The sequence below is a fragment of the Embleya sp. NPDC050154 genome (genome assembly GCF_044460165.1).
Taxonomy (GTDB): Bacteria; Actinomycetota; Actinomycetes; order Streptomycetales; family Streptomycetaceae; genus Embleya.
The window spans coordinates 330,958-353,096 of the sequence record NZ_JBITJP010000005.1 but is presented as its reverse complement, the minus strand read 5'-3'; the positions used below and the strand labels follow the sequence as shown (position 1 = coordinate 353,096).

Sequence of the window (22,139 nt, the reverse complement as noted above, 5' to 3'; positions counted from 1 at the left end):
ACGCGTGCGCGTCGCGGGTACGCCCGGGCCGGGCCGCGCCCGGACGCGGTCGGGCCGGGCGCGCCGGGCGTGCGCCGGCATGGTCGGCCCGCACGGCGTCCCGGGCGCCGCGCGCGGAACCGTCACCGGTGACCGGGCGCGGACGCCGGGTCCGCTCCGGACGGCCGGGCACATCGACGCCCCGCGCGTCCGGCCGCGGACGCGGGCGTACACCGGGGCGCGCACCGGCACCGCCCTCGACCGATGCCTCCGCCGACCTCGGCCGCGGCCGACGCGCGCCCGAACGCTCCTCACGGGAGCGCGTGCCCTCACCCGTGCGCCGCCCGGACCCGGCCGAACCCGCACCGGACCCGCCGGACCACCCGGCATCGCCACGCGGGCGCGGCGGGCGCCCGGCGGAGGCCGCGTCACCGGCGCGGGCCGAACGCTCGCCCGAGCCGGCGTCCCCCGCCCGCAACCGGGACCAGAGCCCACCCGAGGCGCCGCTGTCGGGACGCGGCCGGCTCGGCCGCTCACCGGACGACGCGGCACCGCCGCGCGGGCGGCCCCACCGCCCTTCGGAGGCGCCCGACCGGGCCGAGTCCTCGCCGCTCGACGCGCCGGCACCGGACCGGGGCCGAGCCGGACGCCCGCCGGACGCCGCGTCGCCGCGGGGTCGGGCCGGGCGCTCACCGGACGGGCCGCCGGCCGTGCCTTGGCGGGCCGACCGGGGCGCGTCGGGATCCCCGGGTCGGGCGCTCCGGCGTGCCGGGGGCGCCTGTCCGCCGCTCGGCCGACGCGGACGGCCGGAACGCGGGGTTTCCGCACCGGGCTCGTCCCGCTGCCCGGAACTCGCGCGTGGGCGACCCGCACCGGGCTCGGCCCGCTCCTCGTCGCCCGCGCGCGGGCGACGAGGGCCACGCGGCCCTGCCGGTTCCTCGCCCGCTCCCGGGCGCGGGCGTCGGCCCTCCGCCGCCCCGGAGCCGTCGGCCGCTCGGGGCCGGGCCACCGGGCGGGGTCGGCGCTCCGAGGACGCGGCCGGGTCGGCACCGCGCTCCCGGCGGGCCCGCCCCGCCGAACGCGGCTCGTCGGGATCACGCGGATCACGGGGGTCACGGCGTCCGTCGGTCAACGCGAGTTCCCTTCACCTGGATTCGGCGGCGCGGCGCGCGCGGCGACACGTACGTACAACGAGCGGGCCGGTGATCGGGGCCGACCCGAGTTCCCTCGGCGGACCGCTCGGCGCCCATCCGCCCGACGGTCGACATCACCCGGGCGATCCCGCCGCGGGCCGGCCCGCGGCGCCGAACCGGCCGCCGGCGGCCCGACGCGTCGGGATCGCCCGAACGGTCCCGGGTGCGGCCCGACCCGCCGAGCCGAGGGGACCGGTCGCCGGGGTGGGCGAACCGGTCGGCGAAGGCATGCGTCAAGGGGTGGCTTCCGGCGCCGTGGGGCCTGCCGAGGCGGCCGGCGCGTCGGAGGCCGGCGGCATCGCCGCCGGGACCGGGACGGCCGGGGCGGCGCCGTCGGGCGTGGCAAAGGCGCCGGGCGTGGCGGGCACGGCAGGCGTCCCGGTGCCCGCCGCCGTCCCCGCCGGGTCCGACCCGGCGGTAACCGGTGCCCCCGGACCCCCACCGCCCGCCGGCGGTGCGACGGGCGTCGTGGCCGCGGCGGTCGCCGGGGCCTCGGGAACCAGCGGCGGCTTGGACGTGGCCGGCTTCGGCACGCCGAGCACCTGCCCGGTCGCCGGGTCGATGAACACCGGGCTGCCGCCCGGGACCAGGCCCAATTCCTGGGCACGTCGCGCGAGTTCGCCCGGCGCGGCCTTGGCGTCCAGTTCGCGCTGGAGCGCCTCCCGGTCGTCGGTGAGCTGGTCCTGGCGCTTTTGCAGCCGGCTCAGTTCGAACGAGCCCTGGTTGAGCGCGGTGTTGAGCAGGAGCAGCGACAGTAGGCCGCCGCCGAGCAGGCCGACCACGAGCACCACGAACGGCGTCCGGGTCGTGCCCTTCGCCTGGTGCGCGGCCAGCCGGATGCGGGTCATCGTCCTCGCCGCGCCGCTCATCCCCGGCTCCCCCGTCCGCCGCGTCGATTCACAGGTCTTCCCGCACCCGCTCCGCCGCTCGCAGCCGTACCGAGGCCGCGCGCGGGTTCTCCGCGTTCTCCTGCTCGCTCGCCTTCTCCGAGCCGCGCGTGAGCAGCTTGAACCTGGGCTGGAGGTCCTCCGGGACCACCGGCAGGTCCGGCGGCGCCTTGCTCTCGGCGCCGGCCGCGAGCACGCGCTTGGTCATCCGGTCCTCCAGCGAGTGGTAGGACATCACCACGATCCGGCCGTGCAGCGCCAGTGCCCGCACCGCCGCCGGCAACGCGCGCTCCAAGACCGCGAGTTCGCCGTTGACCTCGATCCGCAGCGCCTGGAAGGTGCGCTTGGACGGGTTGCCGCCGGTGCGCCGGGTGGCGGCCGGGATCGCGGTGCGCACGATGTCGACCAGGCGCGCGCTGTTGGTGAAGGGTTCCTTCTCCCGCTCGCGCACGATCGCGTCGGCGACCCGGCGGGCGAACCGCTCCTCGCCGAAGTCGCGCAGGATCCGGGCCAGATCGCCCGCGGTGTAGCTGTTCAGGATGTCGGCCGCGGTGATGCCCACCGTCGGGTCCATCCGCATGTCCAGCGGCGCGTCCTGCGCGTAGGCGAAGCCGCGGTCGGCCCGGTCCAGTTGCAGCGAGGAGACCCCGAGGTCGAACAGGATGCCGTCGATCCGGTCGATGCCGAGCCGCTCCAGCACCTCGGGCAGTTCGTCGTAGACCGCGTGCACGAGCGTGGCACGCTCGCCGAAGCCCGCCAACCGGGCCCCGGAGCGCTCCAGCGCCTCGGGATCACGGTCCAGGCCGATCAGCCGTGCCTGGGGAAAGGCCGTCAACAGGGCTTCGCTGTGCCCGCCCATCCCGAGCGTCGCGTCCACCACGACCGCCCCGGGCGCCCGCAGCGCGGGGGCGAGCAATTCGACGCACCGTTCCAGCAGGACCGGAATGTGGGCGGGCGCCGTCACGGCCCCTCCACCATCGTCGCGTTCACTCCGGGCCCTTCGTCGTGCGGAAACCCGCAGTCTAGAGGCTGAGTCGCGACCGGCCGGGAGAACATGCCGCCAGGTCCCCGCCCGCTCGTCTGGGGAAGTGACCTCTGGCACCGGGGAAGGAGTGCCAGAAAGCTCGGAGCGGGTGGAGACCTCGCCGCAGGTGCGTCACGGGCGAGATCGCGTTCGGGAGAGTACGAGGCACGGGGTGTACGCCGCCTCGGTCACAGCAGGCCGGGCAGCACCTCCTCGGACAGTTCCGCGAAGGACTGCTCCTGCTCCGCGAGGTAGTCGTGCCAGGTCTTGGTCGCCCACAACTCGACCCGGGTGTTCGTACCGATGACGACGCAGTCGCGGCTGTCCCGGTCGAGCCCGGCGTAGTCGCGCAGCGGTTGCGGCACCAGCACCCGCCCCTGCTTGTCCGGCACCGCGTCGGAGGCACCCGCGTAGAACACGCGCATGTAGTCCCGGGCGGCTTTCGAGGTCACCGGCGCCCTGCCCAGTTGTTCGGCGATCCGGGTGAACTCCGCGATGGGCCACACATAGAGGCAGCGTTCCTGCCCCTTTGTGATCACAAGGCCCTCCGCCAGCTCGTCCCGGAACCGGGCCGGCAGGATCAGCCGACCTTTTTCGTCCAACCGGGGCTCGTATGTGCCCAGGAACACCGAGCACCTCCGGCCGCCGCGTGGAGCCTCTCGGCTCCATTTCCCGCCACTCTACTCCACCAATCCCCACGGTCAACCCTTTTCGGGCGCGTCACTCCGTTCCCATCCTTGACAAAAGCCCAGGTCAGAAGGGGTGCCTTGAGAGAACCACCCGATTGCGCGCCCCCCGCACGCCACTCCCCCACGTCGGGCGCGGGTTTCCACCTCCGCACCATTGGGCTCCCGGTACGAATCTCCCATTCGGGGATGAGCACCCATAGACCGGAAGGAGTGACGCGTCATCCGCTCTTCGCCGGTGTGACTCCCCCCACGAAGCGAAACGCGGCCGAGGTCGCTACCGTCCTGACCATGGTCGATCGTCTTGTCGCAGCGAACCGGCACTACGCGGAGGGGTACCGCAACCCCGGAATGTCGGCGATGCCGGTACGCCACACCGCGGTCGTCACCTGCATGGACGCACGTCTGGACGTGCACGCCATGCTCGGATTGGAGCTCGGCGACACACACGTGATCCGCAACGCGGGCGGCGTGGTCACCGACGACGTGGTGCGTTCACTGACGATCAGTCAGCGACACCTGGGCACCACGCAGGTCGTACTGATCCATCACACCCAGTGCGGCATGCTCACCGTCACCGAGGATTTCCGCCGCGAGTTGGAGGCGGACACCGGCCTGCGCCCGCAGTGGGCGGTGGAGGCTTTCGTCGATCTCGACGGTGACGTGCGCCAGTCGATGAACCGGGTCCGCAGGTCACCGTTCCTGCTGCACAACGACACCGTGCGCGGATTCGTATACGACGTCACCACCGGCCTGTTGCGCGAGGTTTTCCCCCTCCCCGACGTGCAACCGGAAAGCGGCCCCGCGCAGTCCTAGGGTCCGTCGCCCCGATCTTGTCGACCCGGATTCCGGCTCGACACGGCACCATCGAGGAGACGGACCCGTCTCGGCCGAGCCTTTTCTGCCGACCGGATCGCTCCCCACGCCGCGTCGACTACCCTCCGGAGTCGCACGACGCGTCGTCCGGGCCGTCCAACGGGGTGACGGCAGCGCACGCGACCGGGAGAATCGGCCTGTGGCCCTGACCCAGGGCGTGCACAACGCGGTTCCAGGGAGGGGCACGGGTGTCGACGTTCAACGATCAGGCCGGTCTGGGGGATCTGACGGTCACCGCCGATCGGATCCGCGGGGCCATGGAGACCGTGATCGAGGGCAAGCCCGAGGTCGTCCGCCTCGCCTTGACCGTGCTGCTGGCCGAGGGCCACCTGCTCGTCGAGGACGTTCCGGGAGTCGGCAAGACGATGCTGGCGAAGGCCCTCGCGCGCTCGGTCGATTGCCGGATGCGCCGGGTGCAGTTCACCCCGGACCTGCTGCCCTCGGACATCACCGGCGTCAGCGTGTTCGACCAGGAGAAGCGCGAGTTCGAGTTCAAGCCGGGCGCGATCTTCGCCAACATCGTGGTCGGCGACGAGATCAACCGGGCCTCGCCCAAGACCCAGTCCGCGCTCCTGGAATGCATGGCCGAGCGTCAGGTCACCGTCGACGGCACCACCTACGAACTCCAGGCGCCGTTCATGGTGATCGCGACGCAGAATCCGGTGGAGATGGAGGGAACGTATCCTCTCCCCGAGGCACAGCGGGACCGGTTCATGGCCCGGGTCTCGATGGGCTACCCGGCCGCGGACGCCGAGCTGCGGATGATCGGCGGCCACAGCGCGGGCTCGCCGCTGAGCGACCTGACCCCGGTCGCGCACGCCGAGGACCTGGTCCGGCTCGCCGACGCGGTGCGCCGGGTGCACGTGTCCCCGGCCGTCGCGCGCTATGCGGTCGACCTGGTCAACGCCACCCGCCGCTCGCCCGAACTGCGCCTGGGCGCCTCGCCGCGCGCCACGCTGCACCTGGTCCGCGCGTCCCGCGCGGCGGCCGCGCTGGACAACCGCGACTACGTCCTCCCGGACGACCTGCAGACCCTGGCCGTCGCGGTGCTCGCCCACCGGCTGCTGCCCACCGCCGACGCCCAGATGGCCCGGCGCACCCCCGAGCAGATCGTCGTCGACATCGTGCGCCAGGTCCCGGTCCCCGGGTCTCCCGGCCAGGCGCCGGTCCAGGGGCGGGTCGGCGCGCCGCAGATCGTCCCGGCGCCGCCCGCGCCGCCCGCCCACATGCCCTATCCGGGCGCGGCCCCGCAGCACAACGGCGGCCGCCCCTACCCGAACCAGGCACCCACCGCGCACCAGGGCTACGCCCCGGTGACCTCCGACGGCCGCCTCGGCGGCACGGGCTCCGGGGCGGCGCGCTGACGTGCGTACCGCCCTGTCCGGCCTGACGACGCGGGGGCGGTCCTTCCTCGCGGCGGGGGTCGCCGCGAGCATCTGCGCGGTGATCCTGGGCCAACGCGACCTGTTGCGGGTCGGATTCCTGCTCACCGCGCTGCCCCTGGTGTCGGTGCTGATCGTCGCGCGCACCCGGCACCTGGTCACCAGCGCCCGCGCGCTGGAGCCGCCCCGGGTCGCGGCCGGTCACGAGTCCCAGGTGCGGCTGCGCGTGGACAACGTCTCGCGCATCCCCACCGGCCTGCTGATGCTCGAGGACCACGTGCCCTACGTGCTCGGTTCGCGGCCCCGGTTCGTGCTCGACCGGATCGAGCCGCACGGCAATCGGCACGTGTCCTACCGGGTCCGCTCGGACCTGCGCGGGCGCTTCCCGGTCGGACCGCTGCGGCTGCGGATGGCCGACCCGTTCGGGATGTGCGAGCTGACCCGTTCCTTCGCCGCGCGCGACACGTTGGTGGTCACCCCGGCGGTCCAGCCGCTGCCCGCGGTCGACCTGGGCGGCGAGTGGACCGGGTACGGCGACAGCCACGCCCGCAACGTGTCCGCGTCCGGTGAGGAGGACGTGGTCCCGCGCGAGTACCGACACGGCGACGACGTACGCCGGGTGCACTGGCGCTCCACCGCCCGCCGCGGCGAACTGATGGTGCGCCGCGAGGAACAGGCCTGGCAGAACCGGGCCACCGTACTGATCGACACCCGCGCGGGCGCGCACGTGGGCGACGGCCCGGCCTCGTCCTTCGAGTGGGTCGTCTCGGCCGCCGCGTCCGTGGGCGTGCACCTGTGCCGGCGCGGCTACACCACCCGACTGCTCGACTCCGAGGGCGACGCGCTGGCCGGCGACCTGGAGGGAATCCGGGCCGCGCCCGGCGACCTGGAGGGCTTCCTGCTGGACGCGCTGGCCGTGGTCGAGACCGTCCCGGTGACCGGGCTGGACCAGGCCGAACCCGCGCTGCGCGACCCCAACGGCGGCGGCCTGACCGTCGCCGTGCTCGGCGCGCTGACCGAGGACGACATCAAACGGCTCGGCCGGGCCCGTCACCGATCCGGCCGAGGCGTCGCGGTGATCCTGGACGTGAGCACGTGGGGCCGGGTGCCCGGCGCGCTGCCGCACGACAGCGCGGTGGCCCTGCTGCGCCAGGCCGGCTGGCGGGTGTTGTCCGCCCGGGCCGGTACCAGGTTGTCCGAACTGTGGCGTTCGGCCGGACGGGTCGGCGACCCGGCCGCCGCCGGTTCGATGTCCTTCGCCGGCACCTCCCGCGCGAGCGCCCCCGCGGCGCCCGCCGCGGAGGCCGGCGGCTCGACCCCGCCCCCGCGCCCGCGTGCGGCGCCCACGGTCGGGGGCGGCACCGTCGATGAAGGGGAACGGTCATGACCGGTCGGCTCCGCCTGGCCCTGGTCGCGGGACTCGCGACCGCGCTGACGTCTTCCTCACTGCTCCCGCTGGTCGACACGGGCGGCTGGATCGCGCAGGGACTGGGCGCGATCCTCCTGGTCGCCCTGGTCGGCGAGGGCGCCCGGCGGATCCGGGTGCCGCGCCCGATCGTGGGACTGACCCAACTCGCCGCGCTGGTGCCCTACCTGCTGCTGGTGTGTGTGCCGGACGCCAGCGGCCCGATCCCCACCCCGAGCAGCATCGACGCGTTCGTGGACCTGCTGCGGGTGGGCGGGCAGGACATCCGGGAGTTCACCGCCCCCGCGCCCGCCTCGCCCGGGATCATCGCGATCCTGCTGCTGGTCATGGGCGGCATGGCCGTGCTCGTGGACCTGATCGCGGTGACCTACGCCCAGGCCGCCCCGGCGGGCCTGCCGCTGCTCGCGCTCTACAGCGTCCCCGCGGCGCTGTCCCGGTCCGGACTGGGCTGGGCGATCTTCCTGATCGCGGCGCTGGCGTACGTCCTGCTGCTGCTCGCCGAGGGCCGCGAGCGGCTGCTGCGCTGGGGTCGGCCGCTGACCCCGCCGCCGGTGGGCCATCCCACGATGCGGCAGTACCGCCCACCCGCGCGCGGCGGCGGCCGGATCGGCGTGGCCGCGCTCGCGGTGGCCGTCGTGGTCCCGGCGCTGATCCCGCTCAGCGCCAACCGGCTGATCGACAAGAACGACAACGGACCCAAGTCGCGCCGACTGACCACGATCAACCCCGTGGTCAAGCTGTCCGACGAGCTGAACCGGGCCGAGAACACCGAACTCATGCGCTACCGCACCACCGCGGCCACACCGGGCTCGGTCTACCTGCGGCTCTCCTCCCTGGACCGGTTCGACGGCCGAAGCTGGCAGCCCTCCGAACGTCCGCTGACCGACGTCCCGCGCGAGTTCCCCAAGCCCGCGGGCCTGGATTCGGCGGTACGGACGACCGAGTTGACCACCCGGATCGAGGCCGACGACAACTACAAGCAGTTGTCGCTGCCGATGCCCTACCCGGCGACGCAGGTCCAGGTGAAGGGCACCTGGCGCTACGAGGCCGAGGGGCGGCTGCTGCTCGCCGACAACAAGCAGGACACCCGTGGTCTGGGCTGGACGGTGACCAGCCTGGACGTCGAACCGACGCCCGCCCAGCTCAAGGCCGCGCCACCACCGCCGCCCTCACTCGCGCCGTACGTGGCGCTGCCGCTGCCGCCCGACATGGTCGACCGGGTCCGCCGGCAGGCGCTCAAGATCGGCGGGAACGGCACCTCCTACGACCGGGCCCGCAACCTGGAGGAATGGTTCGCCCGGTCGAGCCAGTTCCGCTACGACACCAAGGTCCCGCAGGGCAACGGCGCCTCCGCCCTGGAGAACTTCCTGGAGCAGAAGGTCGGCTACTGCGAGCAGTTCTCGTCGGCGATGGCGGTGATGGCCCGCACGCTCGGCATCCCGGCGCGGGTCGCGGTCGGCTTCATCCCCGGCACGCTGCAGACCGACCTGACCTACAAGGTGAGCAGCCACGACGCGCACGCGTGGCCCGAGTTGTACTTCTCCGGCGCGGGCTGGATCCGGTTCGAGCCGACCCCCTCGCGGGGCAACTCGCCCTCCTACGCCCAGCAGGACGTCGCGCCGGTGCTGCCCTCCGCGTCCCCCGACAGCGCGGACGAACTGCCCACCAAGCAGCCGCAGGCGTCGCCGGGCGCCACGCCGTCGGCGTCCGCGTCCGCCGCGCCGGTCACCGCCGCGGGCTCCTCGAACGGGCCCTGGCTCTCCGGCCGGACGCTGCTGATCGGCACCGGGATTGCGCTGGTCGTGCTGCTCGCGGCGGCACCGATGTTGACCCGGGGCCGGGTCCGGGGCCGCCGACTCGCGGCGCTGACCCGAAACGCGGCGGCGCAGGGGAGTGCCCCCGAACCCGGCGATCGCGCCGGGCCCGTACTCGGCGGATGGGCCGAGGTGCTCGACACCGCGCGCGACCTGGGCCATCCGGCCTCCGGCGCGGAGACCCCGCGCCAGGCGGTCGAGCGGCTGCTGGGCGTGTTGTCGGACCGGGCGGCGTCGGACACCGACGACACGAAGGCCGAACCCGTCGTGGTGGACGCCGCCGTGCTCGCGGCCCGCGAGGCGCTGCCGCGCGTCGCGCTCGCCACCGAACGGCTGCTCTACGCGCAGACCCCGCCGACTCCGCAACCGGGCCTGGGCGAGGACGTCCGGGCGGTCCGCAAGGGCCTGCTGGCCCGGGCCGGCCGCGGCCGGCGACTGCGCGCGACGCTGCTCCCGTCGTCGTTGCGCCGCCGGGGCCGGCCGAGCCTGGCCGAGCGCCGGTACGCGCTCACCGATCGGCTCCGCCGGCGTCGAAGCGACGGCCCGGGACCCGCGCCGAAGCCGGCCGACGTCGGCTGAGGGCGGCGGTCGGACCGACGACGGTCCGGATCGGGAGACGCGGGTCCCGGGCCGGGAGACGAAAACGCCGGTGGCGGTGAACCCTTCGAAGGGTTCACCGCCACCGGCGTTCATGCGTATGTGTCGACGCGCCCGTGCCGACACTCGTCGGCATCGGGTCGGCCCCGACCGGGCGGTGACCGAGTCTCCCGTACCGTGCCCTGGGGCATCGGACGGGTCGGCCGCCGTGCTCCGCTCAGCTGCCGTTCTCCTCGCGCCGCCGGCGCCAGCGGTCCTCGATGCGGTTCATCACCTTGGCCTTGCGCCGGCGCGGTGCGCGCCCGGGAGCGCCGCCGCCTTCGCCCGCGTTGGCCGTCGCGGGTCCCCGGCGCCAGCCGGTGACCGCGAGGAGCGCCCCACCGAGCATCGCCAGAAAGCCGATGACGCTCACCCAGATCTGTTGGACCATCATGCCGGTCATCAACAAGACGATGCCGAGCAGGAATCCGAGGATCGCCTGAACGGTGCGTCGCCGGGTGTGCCGGCGCATGCCGGCTGCTTCGAGCGCTGTCGCGAATTTGGGATCTTCGGCGTAGAGCGCTCGCTCCATCTGCTCAAGCATGCGCTGCTCGTGCTCTGAGAGCGGCACGGCGTCCTCCTTCGTCGGCCGCGACGCGACCTTGCGGCCCTTTCAGGATAGGCAGGTAATCGCTGTCGTGAAAGCCACCCTCGGCACCGGCTCGAAGCCCGCTTCCGGATGATGGGTCACTACGTCGATTCCCGCCCCTGTCGACACTCCTGCCCTGTCCGGCGCACGCTCATGTCCCCCGGTCAGGGCTTCGATGATATGCGGCCGGAGCGGGTTCGCGCTGAGGGGCGGGGCCGCGCGGGTCGCGCCCGGTCGCCGAGGCCGTTTCCGGGGGTCTGGCTCAGCGCCCCGAACGCCCCCGGGAGCGGGGTCCGGGGGCCAGCAGCGCGGCCGAGGTGAGCGCCGCGTCGCCGAATCGGCCGCGCACCGCGTCGGCCGCGCGCTCCGCCTCGCGTCGGCCCAGAACCCTTTCGCCGAGCATCAGTTGGCGCGGATGGGCGCCGCCGACCAGGCCCTCCACCCGGATGCCCACCAGCCGCAGCCGGGCCCGTTCCAGGCCCAGCGCGCCGTGCAGCACGCAGGCCACGCCGTAGATCTCGTGGCCCACGTCGGTGGCCTCGCGCAGCGTCCTGGCCCGGGTGAGCGTGGTGAAGTCGGCGAAGCGGATCTTGATCGTGACGGTCCGCCCGGCCACCTTCGCCCGGCGCAACCGGCTCGCGGTGCGGTGCGCCAGGTCGAGCAGTGTGCGGCGGATCACCACCGGATCGTCCACGTCGGTGGGGAAAGTCTCCTCGGCGCCGATACTGCGTTCGGGTTCGGACGGGATCACCGGACGCCGGTCCCGGCCCCACGCGAGTTCGTGCAGTCCGCGACCGGCGGCCGGACCGAGCGCGCGGCTCAACGTCTCGACCGGGGTGTGTGCGACGTCACCGATGGTGGTCAGGCCCAGATCGGTGAGCAGCGCGCCGGTGCGTTCGCCGACACCCCACAGTCGGTCCACCGGGAGCGGGTGCAGGAAGTCCACCACCTCCTCGGGGCGGACCACGCGCAGGCCGTTCGGCTTGGCCAGGGCGCCGGCCAGTTTGGCGGTGAACTTGTTGTCGGCGATCCCGACCGAGCAGGTGATGCCCTGTTCGTCCAGGATCCGGGCGCGGATGCTCTCGCCGACCGTCTCCGGCGCGCCCAGTCGGCGGGTGACGCCGGTCAGGTCCAGGAACGCCTCGTCCAGGGACAGCGGCTCCACGTGCGAGGTGATCGAGCGGAGCACCTCCATGACGCCGCCGGAGATCAGCCCGTAGTCGTCGTGGTCCGGCGACAGGAACACCGCGTGCGGGGCGAGCCGGCGGGCCCGGGAGGTGGCCTGGCCGGCGTGTACACCCAGCGCGCGCACGTCGTAGGTGGCGGAGAGCACCACTCCGCGCGGACCCTGGCCGGCCACCACCAGGGGGGTGTCCCGCAGCGCGGGATTGCGGCGGATCTCGACGGACGCGTAGAAGGCGTCCATGTCCACGTGCATGATCGCCGGCGAGGCGGATCGGGCGGTGCTCATCCGGCACCGCCCGGGCCGGGGACCCGATCGGGGTCGGCCCGACCGGGGTCGGGGTCAGCCCGCCGGCTTGCTCGCCAGCAGGTGCAGTTGGGTGGCCAGGGCGCGGTACTCGGGCTGTTCGGCCGCGGCGCGCTCCAGGTCCAGGAGGGCGTCGAAGGAGCTCGGGTCGTCGACCAGGACGCCCGGGACCAAGTCGGCGAAGACCCGGATCGCGTGCACGGGGCCGGCTTCGAGGCCGGCCTTGGCGACCAGGCCGGTGAGGTCGGCGACGGTGAACCGGCGCGGCAGCGGATCGGTCGGACCGTACCGGCCCGCGGGGTCGACGAGCAGGTCGCGGGCCTGGTCGAAGTGCCCGGCGAGGGCACGGGCCAGGACCGCGCCGGTGCGGTTGGCCGCGAGCAGGCTGAGCGTGCCGCCGGCGCGCAGGGCGCGGACGATGTGCGCGAGGTCGGCCGAGGGGTCGTCGACCACCTCGAGCACGCCGTGGCACAACACCACGTCGGCGGCGTCCGGCTCGACCACGTCGAACAAACCGTGTGTGTCGCCCTGGTAGGCCCGGACCAGGTCGGTGACCCCGGCCTCGGCGGCCCGGCGTTCGAACGCGGCGAGCGCGTCCGGGCTGGGGTCGACGACGGTGACCCGGTGGCCGAGTCGGGCGATGGGCACGGCGAGGTTGCCGGTTCCGCCACCGGCGTCGAGCACGTCCAGGACGTCCCGTCCGGCCGCCCGGGCCCGTCGGTCCAACGCCTCGCGCAGCACCTGCCACACGACGGCGGTACGCATCGAGCTGCGCCTGCGCGTCTGGTCGGACACGGACACCCTCCTCCGGAACTGGTCGGGTTCCACCTTAGGGCGTCGAGGGAAGTCATCCCGCGCTCCCGGGACCGGCGTGCCAGAGCTTGTGCGGGGGCTGCTCGGTGGGGCCGCCGGCCGGGCGCAGGTCGGCGCACGGGCGGATCCGGAAGCCGCCCGTGTGCACCAGGACGCGGCGTGTGGCGGGCGCGGGCCCGGTGGGTGTCGACGCGGCCACCGGTTCTTGTACGGCCGGGGGGTCGCCGGTGCTCCACGCGTCGTACCGGCCGCCCGGCTCCCGGCGGCCGGTGGCCCGCGGCGAGCGCGTCCCGCGTGGTCGCCGGGTCGGCCCGGTCGCGCCCGTGCGCGTCGCTGATCAGCCGGCACAGCGCGCTCCGGCCGGCCCTGCCCCGGGCGAGCACGGCGGCCCGGGGGTGTCCGGCGTCGGTGAATTCGCCGCCGCGCGCGGGGGTGCGTCGGCGCGGGCTCGTTTCGGCGGCGGCCGGCTCGATCGGCGGTACCGCGAACTCGGCGCCCCGGACGGGCCGGATGCCCGCCGCGACGCACCCGCGCGCGACGGCGCCGTACACCCCGTCCCGATCGGTCGGCGCGAGCGTGTCCGGACCGTGTTCGACCGTGCGCTCGATCAGCGTGTGCGGATGCGGGACGCCGGAGCGCATCGAATGCCCGGACGCGACGTGCGGGTGGACGAACGGGCGCTTCGATCGACTCGGTCGGTTCATGGGTGGTGCGTTCAATCGATAGGAGGGGGTGGGGCCGGGATCGGGGGCAGCGCGAGCAGTCGCACCACCAGGCGGAAGAAGGTCTCCACGTCGCGGATCAGGTCGTCCGCCTCGCGGCCGGTGACCGCGCCGGGCAGCCCCGCCTCGGCGGCGGCGCGCTTGCGGGCGCCGGACGCGAAGAAGGCGGCCCATTCGGTCAGCTCGGGCGCCACCTTCGGCAGCAGTTCCCACGCGCTGCGCGGGGCCCGCCGGCGCCGGCCCGGACGCTCGTCCTCGGCCTGTGCCCGAGCGGCCAGCACGGCCGCGGCCACGCGCAGCGCGGCCAGATGGGCCGTGGCGTACCGCTCCGCGGCGTCGCGGTTGACGGCGGCCTCGGTGAGCCCGCGCCGAGCCTGGGCCAGCAGATCGAGCGCGCCGCGCGGGGCGGACGACCAGCGCACGGGCGCCCGTCGGATCGGCGGCGGCTCGGGTATGTGGGCGGACTGGTTCAGACTCGCGCTCGAGCTCACGAAGCCACCTCCTCAATCGGCGGTCCGCGCCAGCGTCCAGGTCCCGGCGCCGGCGTCCAGGCTGAGGTCGTACACACCCAACGGCGCACTGCGACCGGCACCGGCCTCCACACGCCACACCTCACGCTCCCCCGTCGCCACGACGGCGGTCCGCGAGCGCGCGTGTTGCCACCACTCGCCGGTCTCGACCCAGTGCCCGATCACCTCCCGGACCACGTAGAGCCGGTCGTGCCACAGGAACCGCGCGGGGTCCCCACCACTGCGCAGCACCTCCACCGGGTCGGTGTGCAGACGCGTCATGCCGCTCCTCCTCTGCCGGGGGATCGGCGATGCGCTTCCCCACGCACCGCCGACCCGGGCTACCCATCCGGTTGCCCCGTGCCGTTCGAGTCGAACTCTTTCTCGAACAAAAGTTCGATCTCGTTTGCCAGTAAAGCTCGCTCCCCCACCCACGTCAACGTCATTGCCGCAGTCCCGGGCGAACCGTCGTGTTCGAGCGATGTTCGAGCATGTTCGAGTCCACTCGATCCGCCGTCGAGAGCGGTCGCCCCCCACGTCCTCCACCGTGACAGGCGACACCGACAGCCCGGCGGGCCGACCCCGGCGTGCCACCCTTGTCCGGGTGCGCCCACGTCTGCCCTCGCCGCTGCGCGAGCTGTCCGATCCCCGACTGACCGCCCGCGGCCTGCGACTCGCGCTCAAACGGGACGACCTGATCCATCCCGAGGTGCCCGGCAACAAGTGGCGAAAGCTGAAGTACAACCTGGTGGCGGCCCGTGAGCAGGGGCAGCGCACGTTGTTGACCTTCGGCGGCGCGTACTCCAACCACCTGCGGGCCACCGCCGCCGCCGGCCGCGCGCACGGGCTGGCAACGGTGGGCGTGGTGCGTGGCGAGGAACTCGCCGACCGCCCGCTCAACCCGTCGCTCGCCTTCGCCGTCGAACACGGCATGCGGCTGGTGTTCACGGACCGCGCGACCTACCGCGCCAAGCACACGCCGCGCGTACTCGATCGGCTGCTCGCCGCGCACGGCCCCGCGTACGTGCTCCCGGAGGGCGGCAGCAACGAGGCCGCCGTGCGCGGCTGCGCGGAACTGCCGGCCGAGCTCGGCGAGGACCTGGACACGGTCTGCGTCGCGGTGGGCACCGGCGGCACGCTGGCCGGCGTCGCGGCGGGCCTGCCGCCCGGACGGCGCGCGATCGGCTTCGCGGCGCTGAAGGGCGGCTTCCTCGCCGACGAGGTGGCCGACCTCCAACGGCGCACGTACGGCGCGCCGACCGAGAACTGGCACGTGGAGCACGACTTCCACCACGGCGGCTACGCGCGGCGCGGCCCGGAACTGGACGCCTTCCTAGCCGACTTCGCGGCCCGACACGACTTCGCACCCGAACCGATCTACGTCGGCAAGATGTTGTTCGGCCTGTTCGCCCTCGCCGAGCGCGGCACGTTCGCGCCGGGCACCCGACTGGTCGCGGTGGTCACCGGCTGAGCCCGACCCGCCGCCGGCCCCGAGCCGCGGCCCCGAACCGCGGCCCGGTCTCGCGACGCGCATGCGGCATGCGGCATGCGGCATGCGAAAGGCGTCGGTCCCGCCGCCCCCGCGGCAGTACCGACGCCTCGAACGACCCGGCTCCCCCGTGCCGGTCGTCGCCCACCGGGACCGACCGACGCCCCCGTCGTCCGTCCCGATGTCGCCGCGCCCCGCCGTCCCCCCGAACGGCCCTCCCCCCGAGGTTGTGTATGGGCGCTTCCCCGTGCCGACCACTGTGCCGGTCGGTCCGGTGGCGGAACATCCGTACGAATACTCAGTGGCGGGCATGAGTATCACCGCCCATATCCGCCTTGATCACGACTTTCGACCCGGGTTGCCCGCGGTGGAAAGAAATTTTCCCCGCGCGTACAACCCTCTGCCCGGGTCGCGAGTCTTACCAATCGTGACCCGCTGGGGGGTGGGCCCGTGGACCGTGGGGAGCGGTCGCGGGACGGTGAGGGGGATCAGGCCCGGGGGGCGGGCCTGATCCCCCTCACCCGCATATACGCTGTGCCACCGTGGCTCGCATTGTGGTTGTCGGCGCAGGTATGGGTGGGTTGGCGGTGGCCGCTCGGCTGGCCACGCTTCGGCACGAGGTGACCATCTGCGAACGGTCGTCGGCGACCGGCGGACTGTCCGGGTCGATCGTGCGGGACGGCTTCACCTTCACCACCGGGCCCGGGCTGCTCACGCTGCCGGCCGTCTACCGCGACCTGTTCCTCAAGACCGGCGCCGCCATCGAGGACGTCGTGGACCTGGTCCCGATCGCCACACCCACCCGCGAGTCGTTCGCCGCCGCGAGCGGCGCGCGCACCGTCGTGGACATCCCCAACGCGTCCCGGTCCGGGACCCACGAGGCGTTCGAGTCCGGGTTCGGGCCGGGCGCGGGCGACGACTGGCAGCGGCTGCTGCACCGCGCCGGCGAGATGTGGGGCGTCACGCGCAAGAGCTTCTTCGAGGCGCCGCTCCTGGCCGATCCCGCACAGCGCGCCGAGCGGCTGCGCAGCGCGGGCGGGCGGGCCGACCTGCGGGTGACCGCGCCGTGGCGCTCGCTGCGCTCGCTGGGTCGGACCCACCTGGGCGACCTGCGGCTGCGCGCCCACCTGGAGCGCTTCGCCGCCGAGGCGGGCTGCCACCCGGGCAAGGCACCCGCGACGCTGGCGACGCTGCCGTACCTGGAGGAGACCTTCGGGGTGTGGTGGGTGCGCGGCGGTCTGCACCGGATGACCCAGGCGCTGCACGCGCGCTGCGTGCAGCGGAAGGTGAAGGTGCGCACCGACACCGAGGTGATCTCGATCGAACGCGCCGGCGGGCGGGTCGCCGGCGTACTGCTGGCCGACGGCGGCCGGCTCGACGCCGACGTCGTGATCACCGACCTGCCCACCGACCCCGAAAGCGCCGGGCTGCTGCCGGCCGCGAGGACCGGCGGGGCAGGGCGGGTGCCGGCCTCCTCGGCGATGCTCGAACTGCATCTCGCGCTGCGCGGCGGCTCCGCCGGGACGCCGCACCGCACCTACCTGTTCGCGGACGATCCCGGGCACGAGCCGGACGCGCTGTTCGCGCGCCGCGCGGCGCCGCCGGTCGATCCCTCGCTGTGCGTACTGGCCCCCGACGACCCGGCGCTGGCCCCCGAGGGGCACAGCGCGTGGACGGTACAACTGCGGGTGCCTCGGCACGGCGCGGTGGACTGGGACTCGGCCGCCGTCCGGGCCGCCTACCCGGCGACCGTGCTCGACCTGATGGCCCGTCGCGGTCTGGACGTCCGCGACCGGGTGTTGTGGTCGGAGCTGCGCACGCCCGCCGACCTGGCGGAGCAGACCGGCGCCCCGGGCGGCGAGGTGCCGGGCGCGGGCGCCGACGGTCCGCGCACCGCACCGCGCCGGGTCCCGAACCGGTCGGCCGTACCGGGACTGTTCTCGGTCGGCGCGAGCGCCCATCCGGGTGGCGGTCTGACCCGGGTGGGCATGTCCGCGGCGCTGGTGGCGGAGCTGATCGGGCGCGCGTGAGGCGTCAGCGGGCCTTGGCGCGGCGGCCCTTCGGGCGCCGGCCGCTGACCGTCCAGCCGTGGTGGTAGGCCTTGCGCACGTAGCGCGTGGTCAGGAACTGGCCCACGGCGAAGCAGAACACGCCGATGCCGACCAGCACCGGGTTCTTGATCCCCACGCCTGCGGCCACACCGACGAAGCCGACGAAGGCGAGCACGCGGTAGCGGAACGGCGCGCCGTGCTGCCACAGCACCTCGGTCAGCAACCACAACCCGATCGGCACGAACAGGATGTAGAGCACCACCAAGCCGAGCTGCACGGTAGATCCCTTCGTTACCGGCGCGTTGCCTCACCCTAAAGGGTGAACCGGTCGTTGGGGCCGAACCGGATCAGCCGCCTTCGTGAGGCCCGAGGTTCTGGTAGATCTCGGTGGTCGCGGTGGATCGGTTGAGGGTGATGAAGTGCAGTCCCGGCGCGCCCTCGGCGAGCAGCCGCTCGGACATCCGGGTCGCGTACTCCACGCCGATCGCGCGCACCGCGGCCCGGTCGTCGGCGACCGCCTCGACCGCCACCGCCAGCTCGGCCGGCACCCTGCAGCCGCTCAGCTCGTCCGCCCGCACCAGCGTGGTCGGGCTGGTGACCGGCATCACCTCGGGAATGATCGGGATGTCGCAGCCGGCCGCCGCCACCCGGTCGCGCAGCCGCAGGTAGTCCTCGACCGAGAAGAACATCTGGGTGATCGCGTAGTCGGCGCCGGCCCGGCACTTGGCCACGAAGTGCCGGATGTCCTCTTCCCAGTTCGTCGAACGCGGGTGCATCTCCGGGAACGCCGCGACGCCCACGCAGAAGTCGCCGGACGCGCGCAGCAGCTCGACCAGCTCGATCGCGTAGGTGAAGCCGTCCGGGTGGGCGACCCACTCGCCCTTCGGGTCGCCGGGCGGGTCGCCGCGCAGCGCGAGCACGTTGCGCACGCCCGCGTCGGCGTACTGCCCGATGATGTTGCGCAGCTCGGCGCGGGTGTGCCCGACCGCGGTCAGGTGGCCCACGGGGGTGAGCGTGGTCTCGGTGGCGATCCGTTCGGTGGTGTCCACGGTCATGCCCCGGCTGGAGCCGCCCGCGCCGTAGGTGACCGAGACGAAGGTCGGCGCCAGCGCCTCGACCCGACGGATGGCATCCCACAGTGTGCGGGTGCCCTTCTCGCTCCTGGGTGGCATGAACTCGAACGAGAAGGACCGGGTGCCGCTCGCGAGCAGATCGCGAATGGCGGGGGTTCGACTGATCCGAGTGGATGCGGCACCGAGAGACATGTACGCAGGTTATCCGGCGGTCACGCGGACGAGAACGTCTTCCCACTCCGCGAGACGGCCGGGCTGCTCCGGATGGCCGGACCGGGCGCAAGTTAGGCTGCCCCGTACTTCCCCACCGTTTCATCGCCCTCGACGGAAGACTCCATGGCTGCCGATTCCTTCCCCGTACATCCCCTGGACCGGGACGGCCTGCGGCAGCGCGTCAATGCCGCGCTGGGCGAGTTCATGGACCGTCAGGCCGAGGTGCTCGCCGACGTGGGCGAGGGCATGGTCCCGGTCACCGCGGCACTGAGCGACTTCGTGCTCGACGGCGGCAAGCGGCTGCGGCCGGGCTTTTGCTACTGGGGCTGGCGCGGTATCGCGGGACCGGACGCGGAGGATGCCGCGATCGTGCGCGCGGCCACCGCGCTGGAATTGCTCCAGGCCAGCGCGCTGATCCACGACGACCTGATGGACAGCAGCGACACCCGGCGCGGCAAGCCCGCGGTGCACCGCCGGTTCGAGGGCCTGCACGCGACGAGCGGCTGGGTCGGCTCGGGCGAGTCGTTCGGCTCGGCGGCGGCGATCCTGCTCGGCGACCTGTGCCTGTCCTGGTGCGACGAGATGTTCGGCGCGAGCGGTGTGGACGACCGGGCACTGCGCGCGGCCAAGCCGTTGTTCGACGTGATGCGCACCGAGGTGATGGCGGGCCAGTACCTCGACGTGCTGGAGCAGGCGATGGGCGGCGGCTCGGTCGAGCGCTCACGGCGCGTGATGCGGTTCAAGTCCGCCAAGTACACGATCGAACGCCCCCTGCACGTGGGTGCCGCGCTGGCCGGCGCCGATCGGGCCGCCCTGGACGCCTACTCCGCGTACGGGCTCCCGCTCGGTGAGGCGTTCCAACTCCGTGACGACGTGCTCGGCGTCTTCGGTGACCCCGAGCGGACCGGCAAGCCCGCCGGCGACGACCTGCGCGAGGGCAAGCGCACCGTGCTGCTGGCGCTCGCCGGCGAGCGGGCCGACGCCGCGCAGGCCGAGGTGCTGACCGCGCTGCTCGGCGATCCCGCGCTGAGCGACACCGGGGTCAAGGAATTGCGCGCGGTGATCGAGGACACCGGCGCGCTCGCCGACGTGGAGACGATGATCACCGAGCTGACCGAGCGGGCCCTCGCCGCCCTGGCCGTCGCGCCGATCGCCGAGGACGCGCGCGAAGTGCTGCGTGAGCTGGCCGACGCCGCCACCGTGCGCAGCGTCTAGTCCGGCGTCCGCGGCGTCGCCGACCGCGAACGGTGCGCCCAGGGCCGCGGGGCGGGGCCGCTCCGGCTCGGACGCCCGGCCCCGGGAGGGGTGCGGGCCGTGCGTCTCGTCGGCCTCGAGCAGTGCCTGGGGCGGGTTGCGGCCGATCAGGTAGATCCCGCCGATCATCGCGGCGAGCACGAACAGCGGGAACAGCAGCGCGGCGCCGCCGTCGGATGTCGTGCCCGGGTGGGGCCGCGAGTGTTCGGCGCCGGCTCTGGGCCCGGGGATCGACGGCTTCGCCGGGCCCGTCGAGGTGGTCGGCACCGTCGCGGGGTGCGGCAGGTCGTGGTCGCGGGCATCCTCTGCGGACCCCGGACGACATCGAACGTCGGGTGTGTCCATCTCGGCAGTCTGGCCGCTTGCTCCGCCCGGTCCGGCCGGAATAGCCCATCCGCGAGGCCAACCACCCGATCGGCCCAGGACCGGTGCCGGCGCCGGCACCCACCCGCAGAGTCGACCCCTTCGTGCGAGCCGGCGCACCCGCTCAGGGCAGCACGGCCGCGAAGCTCGCGTAGTGGTCGTCGCTGTAGTAGCGCTCGGTGTTCCTGCCCGTGACGATCCGGCGCGCGCCGCGATCGGCAGCGCCCGGCGTGCGGACCGTGTACTCGCGGTAGTACCCGTCGGGCTCCGCCGGCAGCAGCTTCTCCCGGTTGCCGAAGACGACGCCGTCGCGGTTGTAGGGGAACGGCCCGCCCGCCGCGATCAGGCGCAGCGTCTCGCGGGCCTCGGCCGGCAGCCGCGCCGCGGCGACGGTGCGCATCCCGGCGGGCACCCAGTCGGGGCGCGCGGCGGTGGACCCGAGCGGTCCGGGGGCGGTCGCGCCGGTGCGGATGGTCGCCGTGGTGGGCGGCGCACTCGCGCGGGTGCCGCCGTCGCCGTCGTCCCGGGTGAGCGCGAAGGCCAGAGCGAGCGCGGCGACGAGCGCGAGCAGCGTGACAACGACGAGAGCACGCCGCCGAGAACCGGACATGGCCGGATATTGTCACGCCGTCTCGCGCGCGCCGGGTCAGCGCCCGGCGAGTCGCCGGACGAATTCCGCCGTTGCCTTCGCCGGGTCCGCGGCCTCGGTGATCGCGCGTACGACCACCACGCGGTCGGCACCCGCGGCCAGCACCTCGTCCAGGTTGTCCCGGTCGATGCCGCCGATCGCGAACCACGGCCGGGTCGGGCGCAGCGCCGCGGTGTAGCGGACCAGGTCCAGGCCCGGCGCGGGTCGGCCCGGCTTGGTCGGGGTGGGCCAGACCGGCCCGGTGCAGAAGTAGTCCACCCCGGGCTCGAGGATCGCCGCGTCCACCTCGGCCTCGGCGTGCGTGGACCGGCCGATCAGCACGTCGCCGCCGATGATCGCGCGCGCGGCCGGGACGGGCAGGTCGTCCTGTCCCAGGTGCAGCACGTCGGGGCCGATCGCGTGCGCGACGTCCGCGCGGTCGTTGACCGCGAGCAGCGCGCCGTGGCGGCGGCACGCGTCCGCGAACACCTGGAGGTATCCGAGTTCGGGCCGGGCCTCCAGGCCCTTCTGCCGCAGTTGCACGATGTCCACGCCCGCGCCCAGGACCGCGTCCAGGAACGCGGGCAGGTCGCCCTGGCGCTCGCGCGCGTCGGTGCACAGGTACAGGCGCGCGGCGGCCAGCCGTTCCTGTCGGCTCGTCATCGGCCCGGCCTCAGATCGCCAGCGCCTGGGCGCGGCGACGCACCTCGGTCATCCGGTTCTCCTGGAGCGCCTGCACCGGCGTGCCCGGGAGCGTGTCGTCCGCGGTGAACAACCACTCCAGCGCCTCCTCGTCGGTGAACCCGGAGTCCGCGAGCAGGGTCAGCGTGCCGACCAGGCCCTTGACGATGTTGCCGTCCTGGAAGAAGTCGGCGGGTACCTGGAGGGCCCGGTGCTCGCCGCGGCGCACGGCCAGGAACTTGCGCTCCTTGAGTTGCTGCCGGACCTTCAGGATGTCCACACCGAGGATCTCGGCGATGTCGGGGAGTGTCACCCAGGCGGGGACGAGGGCTTCTGTTTTGGCGTCGATCTCGCTCACCCGG

At 74.0% G+C, this 22,139-nt stretch carries 20 protein-coding genes; 7 read left to right on the top strand and 13 right to left on the bottom strand.

Annotated elements, in window-relative coordinates; genetic code table 11:
- Positions 1 to 1,405 precede the first annotated feature (1,405 nt).
- The 3 genes from ACIBSV_RS13555 to mraZ form a co-directional block, all read right to left on the bottom strand.
- The gene (locus ACIBSV_RS13555; protein ID WP_395862423.1) at positions 1,406 to 2,041 is read right to left on the bottom strand and encodes a septum formation initiator; all 636 of its coding nucleotides are present in this window, start codon (positions 2,039 to 2,041) and stop codon (positions 1,406 to 1,408) included.
- A gap of 28 nt (positions 2,042 to 2,069) precedes the next feature.
- Positions 2,070 to 3,023 (bottom strand): 16S rRNA (cytosine(1402)-N(4))-methyltransferase RsmH, encoded by a 954-nt coding sequence (gene rsmH / locus ACIBSV_RS13550; RefSeq protein ID WP_395862421.1) that lies wholly within the window; start codon positions 3,021 to 3,023, stop codon positions 2,070 to 2,072.
- A 248-nt stretch (positions 3,024 to 3,271) separates the two neighbouring features.
- Positions 3,272 to 3,712 (bottom strand): division/cell wall cluster transcriptional repressor MraZ, encoded by a 441-nt coding sequence (mraZ, locus tag ACIBSV_RS13545; protein WP_395862419.1) that lies wholly within the window; start codon positions 3,710 to 3,712, stop codon positions 3,272 to 3,274.
- Between the two features lie 348 nt (positions 3,713 to 4,060).
- On the opposite strand from mraZ, the gene ACIBSV_RS13540 reads away from it, so the two are divergent.
- The 4 genes from ACIBSV_RS13540 (at position 4,061) to ACIBSV_RS13525 (ending at position 9,846) form a co-directional block, all read left to right on the top strand.
- Positions 4,061 to 4,585, top strand: coding sequence for a beta-class carbonic anhydrase (locus tag ACIBSV_RS13540; protein WP_395862417.1), 525 nt, complete (start codon positions 4,061 to 4,063; stop codon positions 4,583 to 4,585).
- 248 nt (positions 4,586 to 4,833) lie between these two features.
- Positions 4,834 to 6,009 (top strand): AAA family ATPase, encoded by a 1,176-nt coding sequence (locus tag ACIBSV_RS13535; protein WP_395862415.1) that lies wholly within the window; start codon positions 4,834 to 4,836, stop codon positions 6,007 to 6,009.
- Between the two features lies 1 nt (position 6,010).
- Positions 6,011 to 7,414, top strand: a complete 1,404-nt coding sequence (locus ACIBSV_RS13530; protein ID WP_395862413.1) for a DUF58 domain-containing protein — start codon at positions 6,011 to 6,013, stop codon at positions 7,412 to 7,414.
- Entirely contained in the window at positions 7,411 to 9,846 is a 2,436-nt protein-coding gene (locus ACIBSV_RS13525; RefSeq protein WP_395862411.1) for a transglutaminaseTgpA domain-containing protein, read from the top strand. Before ACIBSV_RS13530 ends, ACIBSV_RS13525 begins: the two co-directional genes overlap by 4 nt.
- 235 nt (positions 9,847 to 10,081) lie before the next feature.
- Here ACIBSV_RS13525 and ACIBSV_RS13520 read toward each other — a convergent pair whose 3' ends face one another.
- The 5 genes from ACIBSV_RS13520 to ACIBSV_RS13500 form a co-directional block, all read right to left on the bottom strand.
- Positions 10,082 to 10,474: a DUF3040 domain-containing protein gene (locus ACIBSV_RS13520; RefSeq protein WP_395862409.1), complete on the bottom strand. Its 393-nt coding sequence runs from the start codon at positions 10,472 to 10,474 to the stop codon at positions 10,082 to 10,084.
- Positions 10,475 to 10,754: 280 nt separating this feature from the next.
- Complete coding sequence (dinB, locus tag ACIBSV_RS13515) at positions 10,755 to 11,963, bottom strand: DNA polymerase IV (RefSeq protein ID WP_395862407.1); 1,209 nt, start codon at positions 11,961 to 11,963, stop codon at positions 10,755 to 10,757.
- A gap of 54 nt (positions 11,964 to 12,017) precedes the next feature.
- Positions 12,018 to 12,776 carry a methyltransferase domain-containing protein gene (locus tag ACIBSV_RS13510; RefSeq protein WP_395862405.1) on the bottom strand — a complete coding sequence of 253 codons (759 nt, stop codon included), beginning with the start codon at positions 12,774 to 12,776 and terminating at the stop codon, positions 12,018 to 12,020.
- 733 nt (positions 12,777 to 13,509) lie between these two features.
- Positions 13,510 to 14,007, bottom strand: coding sequence for an SAV_6107 family HEPN domain-containing protein (locus ACIBSV_RS13505; protein ID WP_395862403.1), 498 nt, complete (start codon positions 14,005 to 14,007; stop codon positions 13,510 to 13,512).
- Between the two features lie 12 nt (positions 14,008 to 14,019).
- Positions 14,020 to 14,307 carry a DUF6504 family protein gene (locus tag ACIBSV_RS13500; RefSeq protein ID WP_395862401.1) on the bottom strand — a complete coding sequence of 96 codons (288 nt, stop codon included), beginning with the start codon at positions 14,305 to 14,307 and terminating at the stop codon, positions 14,020 to 14,022.
- A gap of 322 nt (positions 14,308 to 14,629) precedes the next feature.
- Between ACIBSV_RS13500 and ACIBSV_RS13495 the strand changes: the two genes are divergently transcribed.
- Positions 14,630 to 15,496 carry a 1-aminocyclopropane-1-carboxylate deaminase/D-cysteine desulfhydrase gene (locus tag ACIBSV_RS13495; RefSeq protein ID WP_395862399.1) on the top strand — a complete coding sequence of 289 codons (867 nt, stop codon included), beginning with the start codon at positions 14,630 to 14,632 and terminating at the stop codon, positions 15,494 to 15,496.
- A 560-nt stretch (positions 15,497 to 16,056) separates the two neighbouring features.
- The gene (locus tag ACIBSV_RS13490) at positions 16,057 to 17,544 is read left to right on the top strand and encodes a phytoene desaturase family protein (protein ID WP_395862397.1); all 1,488 of its coding nucleotides are present in this window, start codon (positions 16,057 to 16,059) and stop codon (positions 17,542 to 17,544) included.
- Positions 17,545 to 17,548: 4 nt separating this feature from the next.
- On the opposite strand, the gene ACIBSV_RS13485 is transcribed toward ACIBSV_RS13490, so the two are convergent.
- Positions 17,549 to 17,842: a hypothetical protein gene (locus ACIBSV_RS13485; RefSeq protein WP_395862395.1), complete on the bottom strand. Its 294-nt coding sequence runs from the start codon at positions 17,840 to 17,842 to the stop codon at positions 17,549 to 17,551.
- A 70-nt stretch (positions 17,843 to 17,912) separates the two neighbouring features.
- Positions 17,913 to 18,830 carry a methylenetetrahydrofolate reductase [NAD(P)H] gene (gene metF / locus ACIBSV_RS13480; RefSeq protein ID WP_395862393.1) on the bottom strand — a complete coding sequence of 306 codons (918 nt, stop codon included), beginning with the start codon at positions 18,828 to 18,830 and terminating at the stop codon, positions 17,913 to 17,915.
- Between the two features lie 144 nt (positions 18,831 to 18,974).
- Between metF and ACIBSV_RS13475 the strand changes: the two genes are divergently transcribed.
- Positions 18,975 to 20,066, top strand: a complete 1,092-nt coding sequence (locus ACIBSV_RS13475) for a polyprenyl synthetase family protein (protein WP_395862391.1) — start codon at positions 18,975 to 18,977, stop codon at positions 20,064 to 20,066.
- Between the two features lie 526 nt (positions 20,067 to 20,592).
- Here the strand turns inward: ACIBSV_RS13475 and ACIBSV_RS13470 are convergent.
- From ACIBSV_RS13470 to ACIBSV_RS13460, 3 genes are read right to left on the bottom strand one after another with little or no spacing between them, the layout of a single operon-like run.
- The gene (locus ACIBSV_RS13470; RefSeq protein WP_395862389.1) at positions 20,593 to 21,078 is read right to left on the bottom strand and encodes a ribonuclease domain-containing protein; all 486 of its coding nucleotides are present in this window, start codon (positions 21,076 to 21,078) and stop codon (positions 20,593 to 20,595) included.
- 36 nt (positions 21,079 to 21,114) lie between these two features.
- A complete protein-coding gene (gene thiE, locus ACIBSV_RS13465) occupies positions 21,115 to 21,759 on the bottom strand; it encodes a thiamine phosphate synthase (protein WP_395862387.1) in 645 nt (214 codons plus the stop codon).
- A 10-nt stretch (positions 21,760 to 21,769) separates the two neighbouring features.
- Positions 21,770 to 22,135, bottom strand: a complete 366-nt coding sequence (locus ACIBSV_RS13460; protein ID WP_395862385.1) for an Rv2175c family DNA-binding protein — start codon at positions 22,133 to 22,135, stop codon at positions 21,770 to 21,772.
- Positions 22,136 to 22,139 lie beyond the last annotated feature (4 nt).

Excerpts from the sequence above, each read along its gene's own strand:
- ACIBSV_RS13470 (WP_395862389.1), bottom strand. The coding sequence starts at position 21,078 with ATGTCCGGTTCTCGGCGGCGTGCTCTCGTCGTTGTCACGCTGCTCGCG.
- ACIBSV_RS13540 (WP_395862417.1), top strand. The coding sequence starts at position 4,061 with ATGGTCGATCGTCTTGTCGCAGCGAACCGGCACTACGCGGAGGGGTAC.
- ACIBSV_RS13500 (WP_395862401.1), bottom strand. The coding sequence starts at position 14,307 with ATGACGCGTCTGCACACCGACCCGGTGGAGGTGCTGCGCAGTGGTGGG.
- ACIBSV_RS13555 (WP_395862423.1), bottom strand. The coding sequence starts at position 2,041 with ATGAGCGGCGCGGCGAGGACGATGACCCGCATCCGGCTGGCCGCGCAC.
- thiE (WP_395862387.1), bottom strand. The coding sequence starts at position 21,759 with ATGACGAGCCGACAGGAACGGCTGGCCGCCGCGCGCCTGTACCTGTGC.
- ACIBSV_RS13525 (WP_395862411.1), top strand. The coding sequence starts at position 7,411 with ATGACCGGTCGGCTCCGCCTGGCCCTGGTCGCGGGACTCGCGACCGCG.
- metF (WP_395862393.1), bottom strand. The coding sequence starts at position 18,830 with ATGTCTCTCGGTGCCGCATCCACTCGGATCAGTCGAACCCCCGCCATT.
- ACIBSV_RS13475 (WP_395862391.1), top strand. The coding sequence starts at position 18,975 with ATGGCTGCCGATTCCTTCCCCGTACATCCCCTGGACCGGGACGGCCTG.
- dinB (WP_395862407.1), bottom strand. The coding sequence starts at position 11,963 with ATGAGCACCGCCCGATCCGCCTCGCCGGCGATCATGCACGTGGACATG.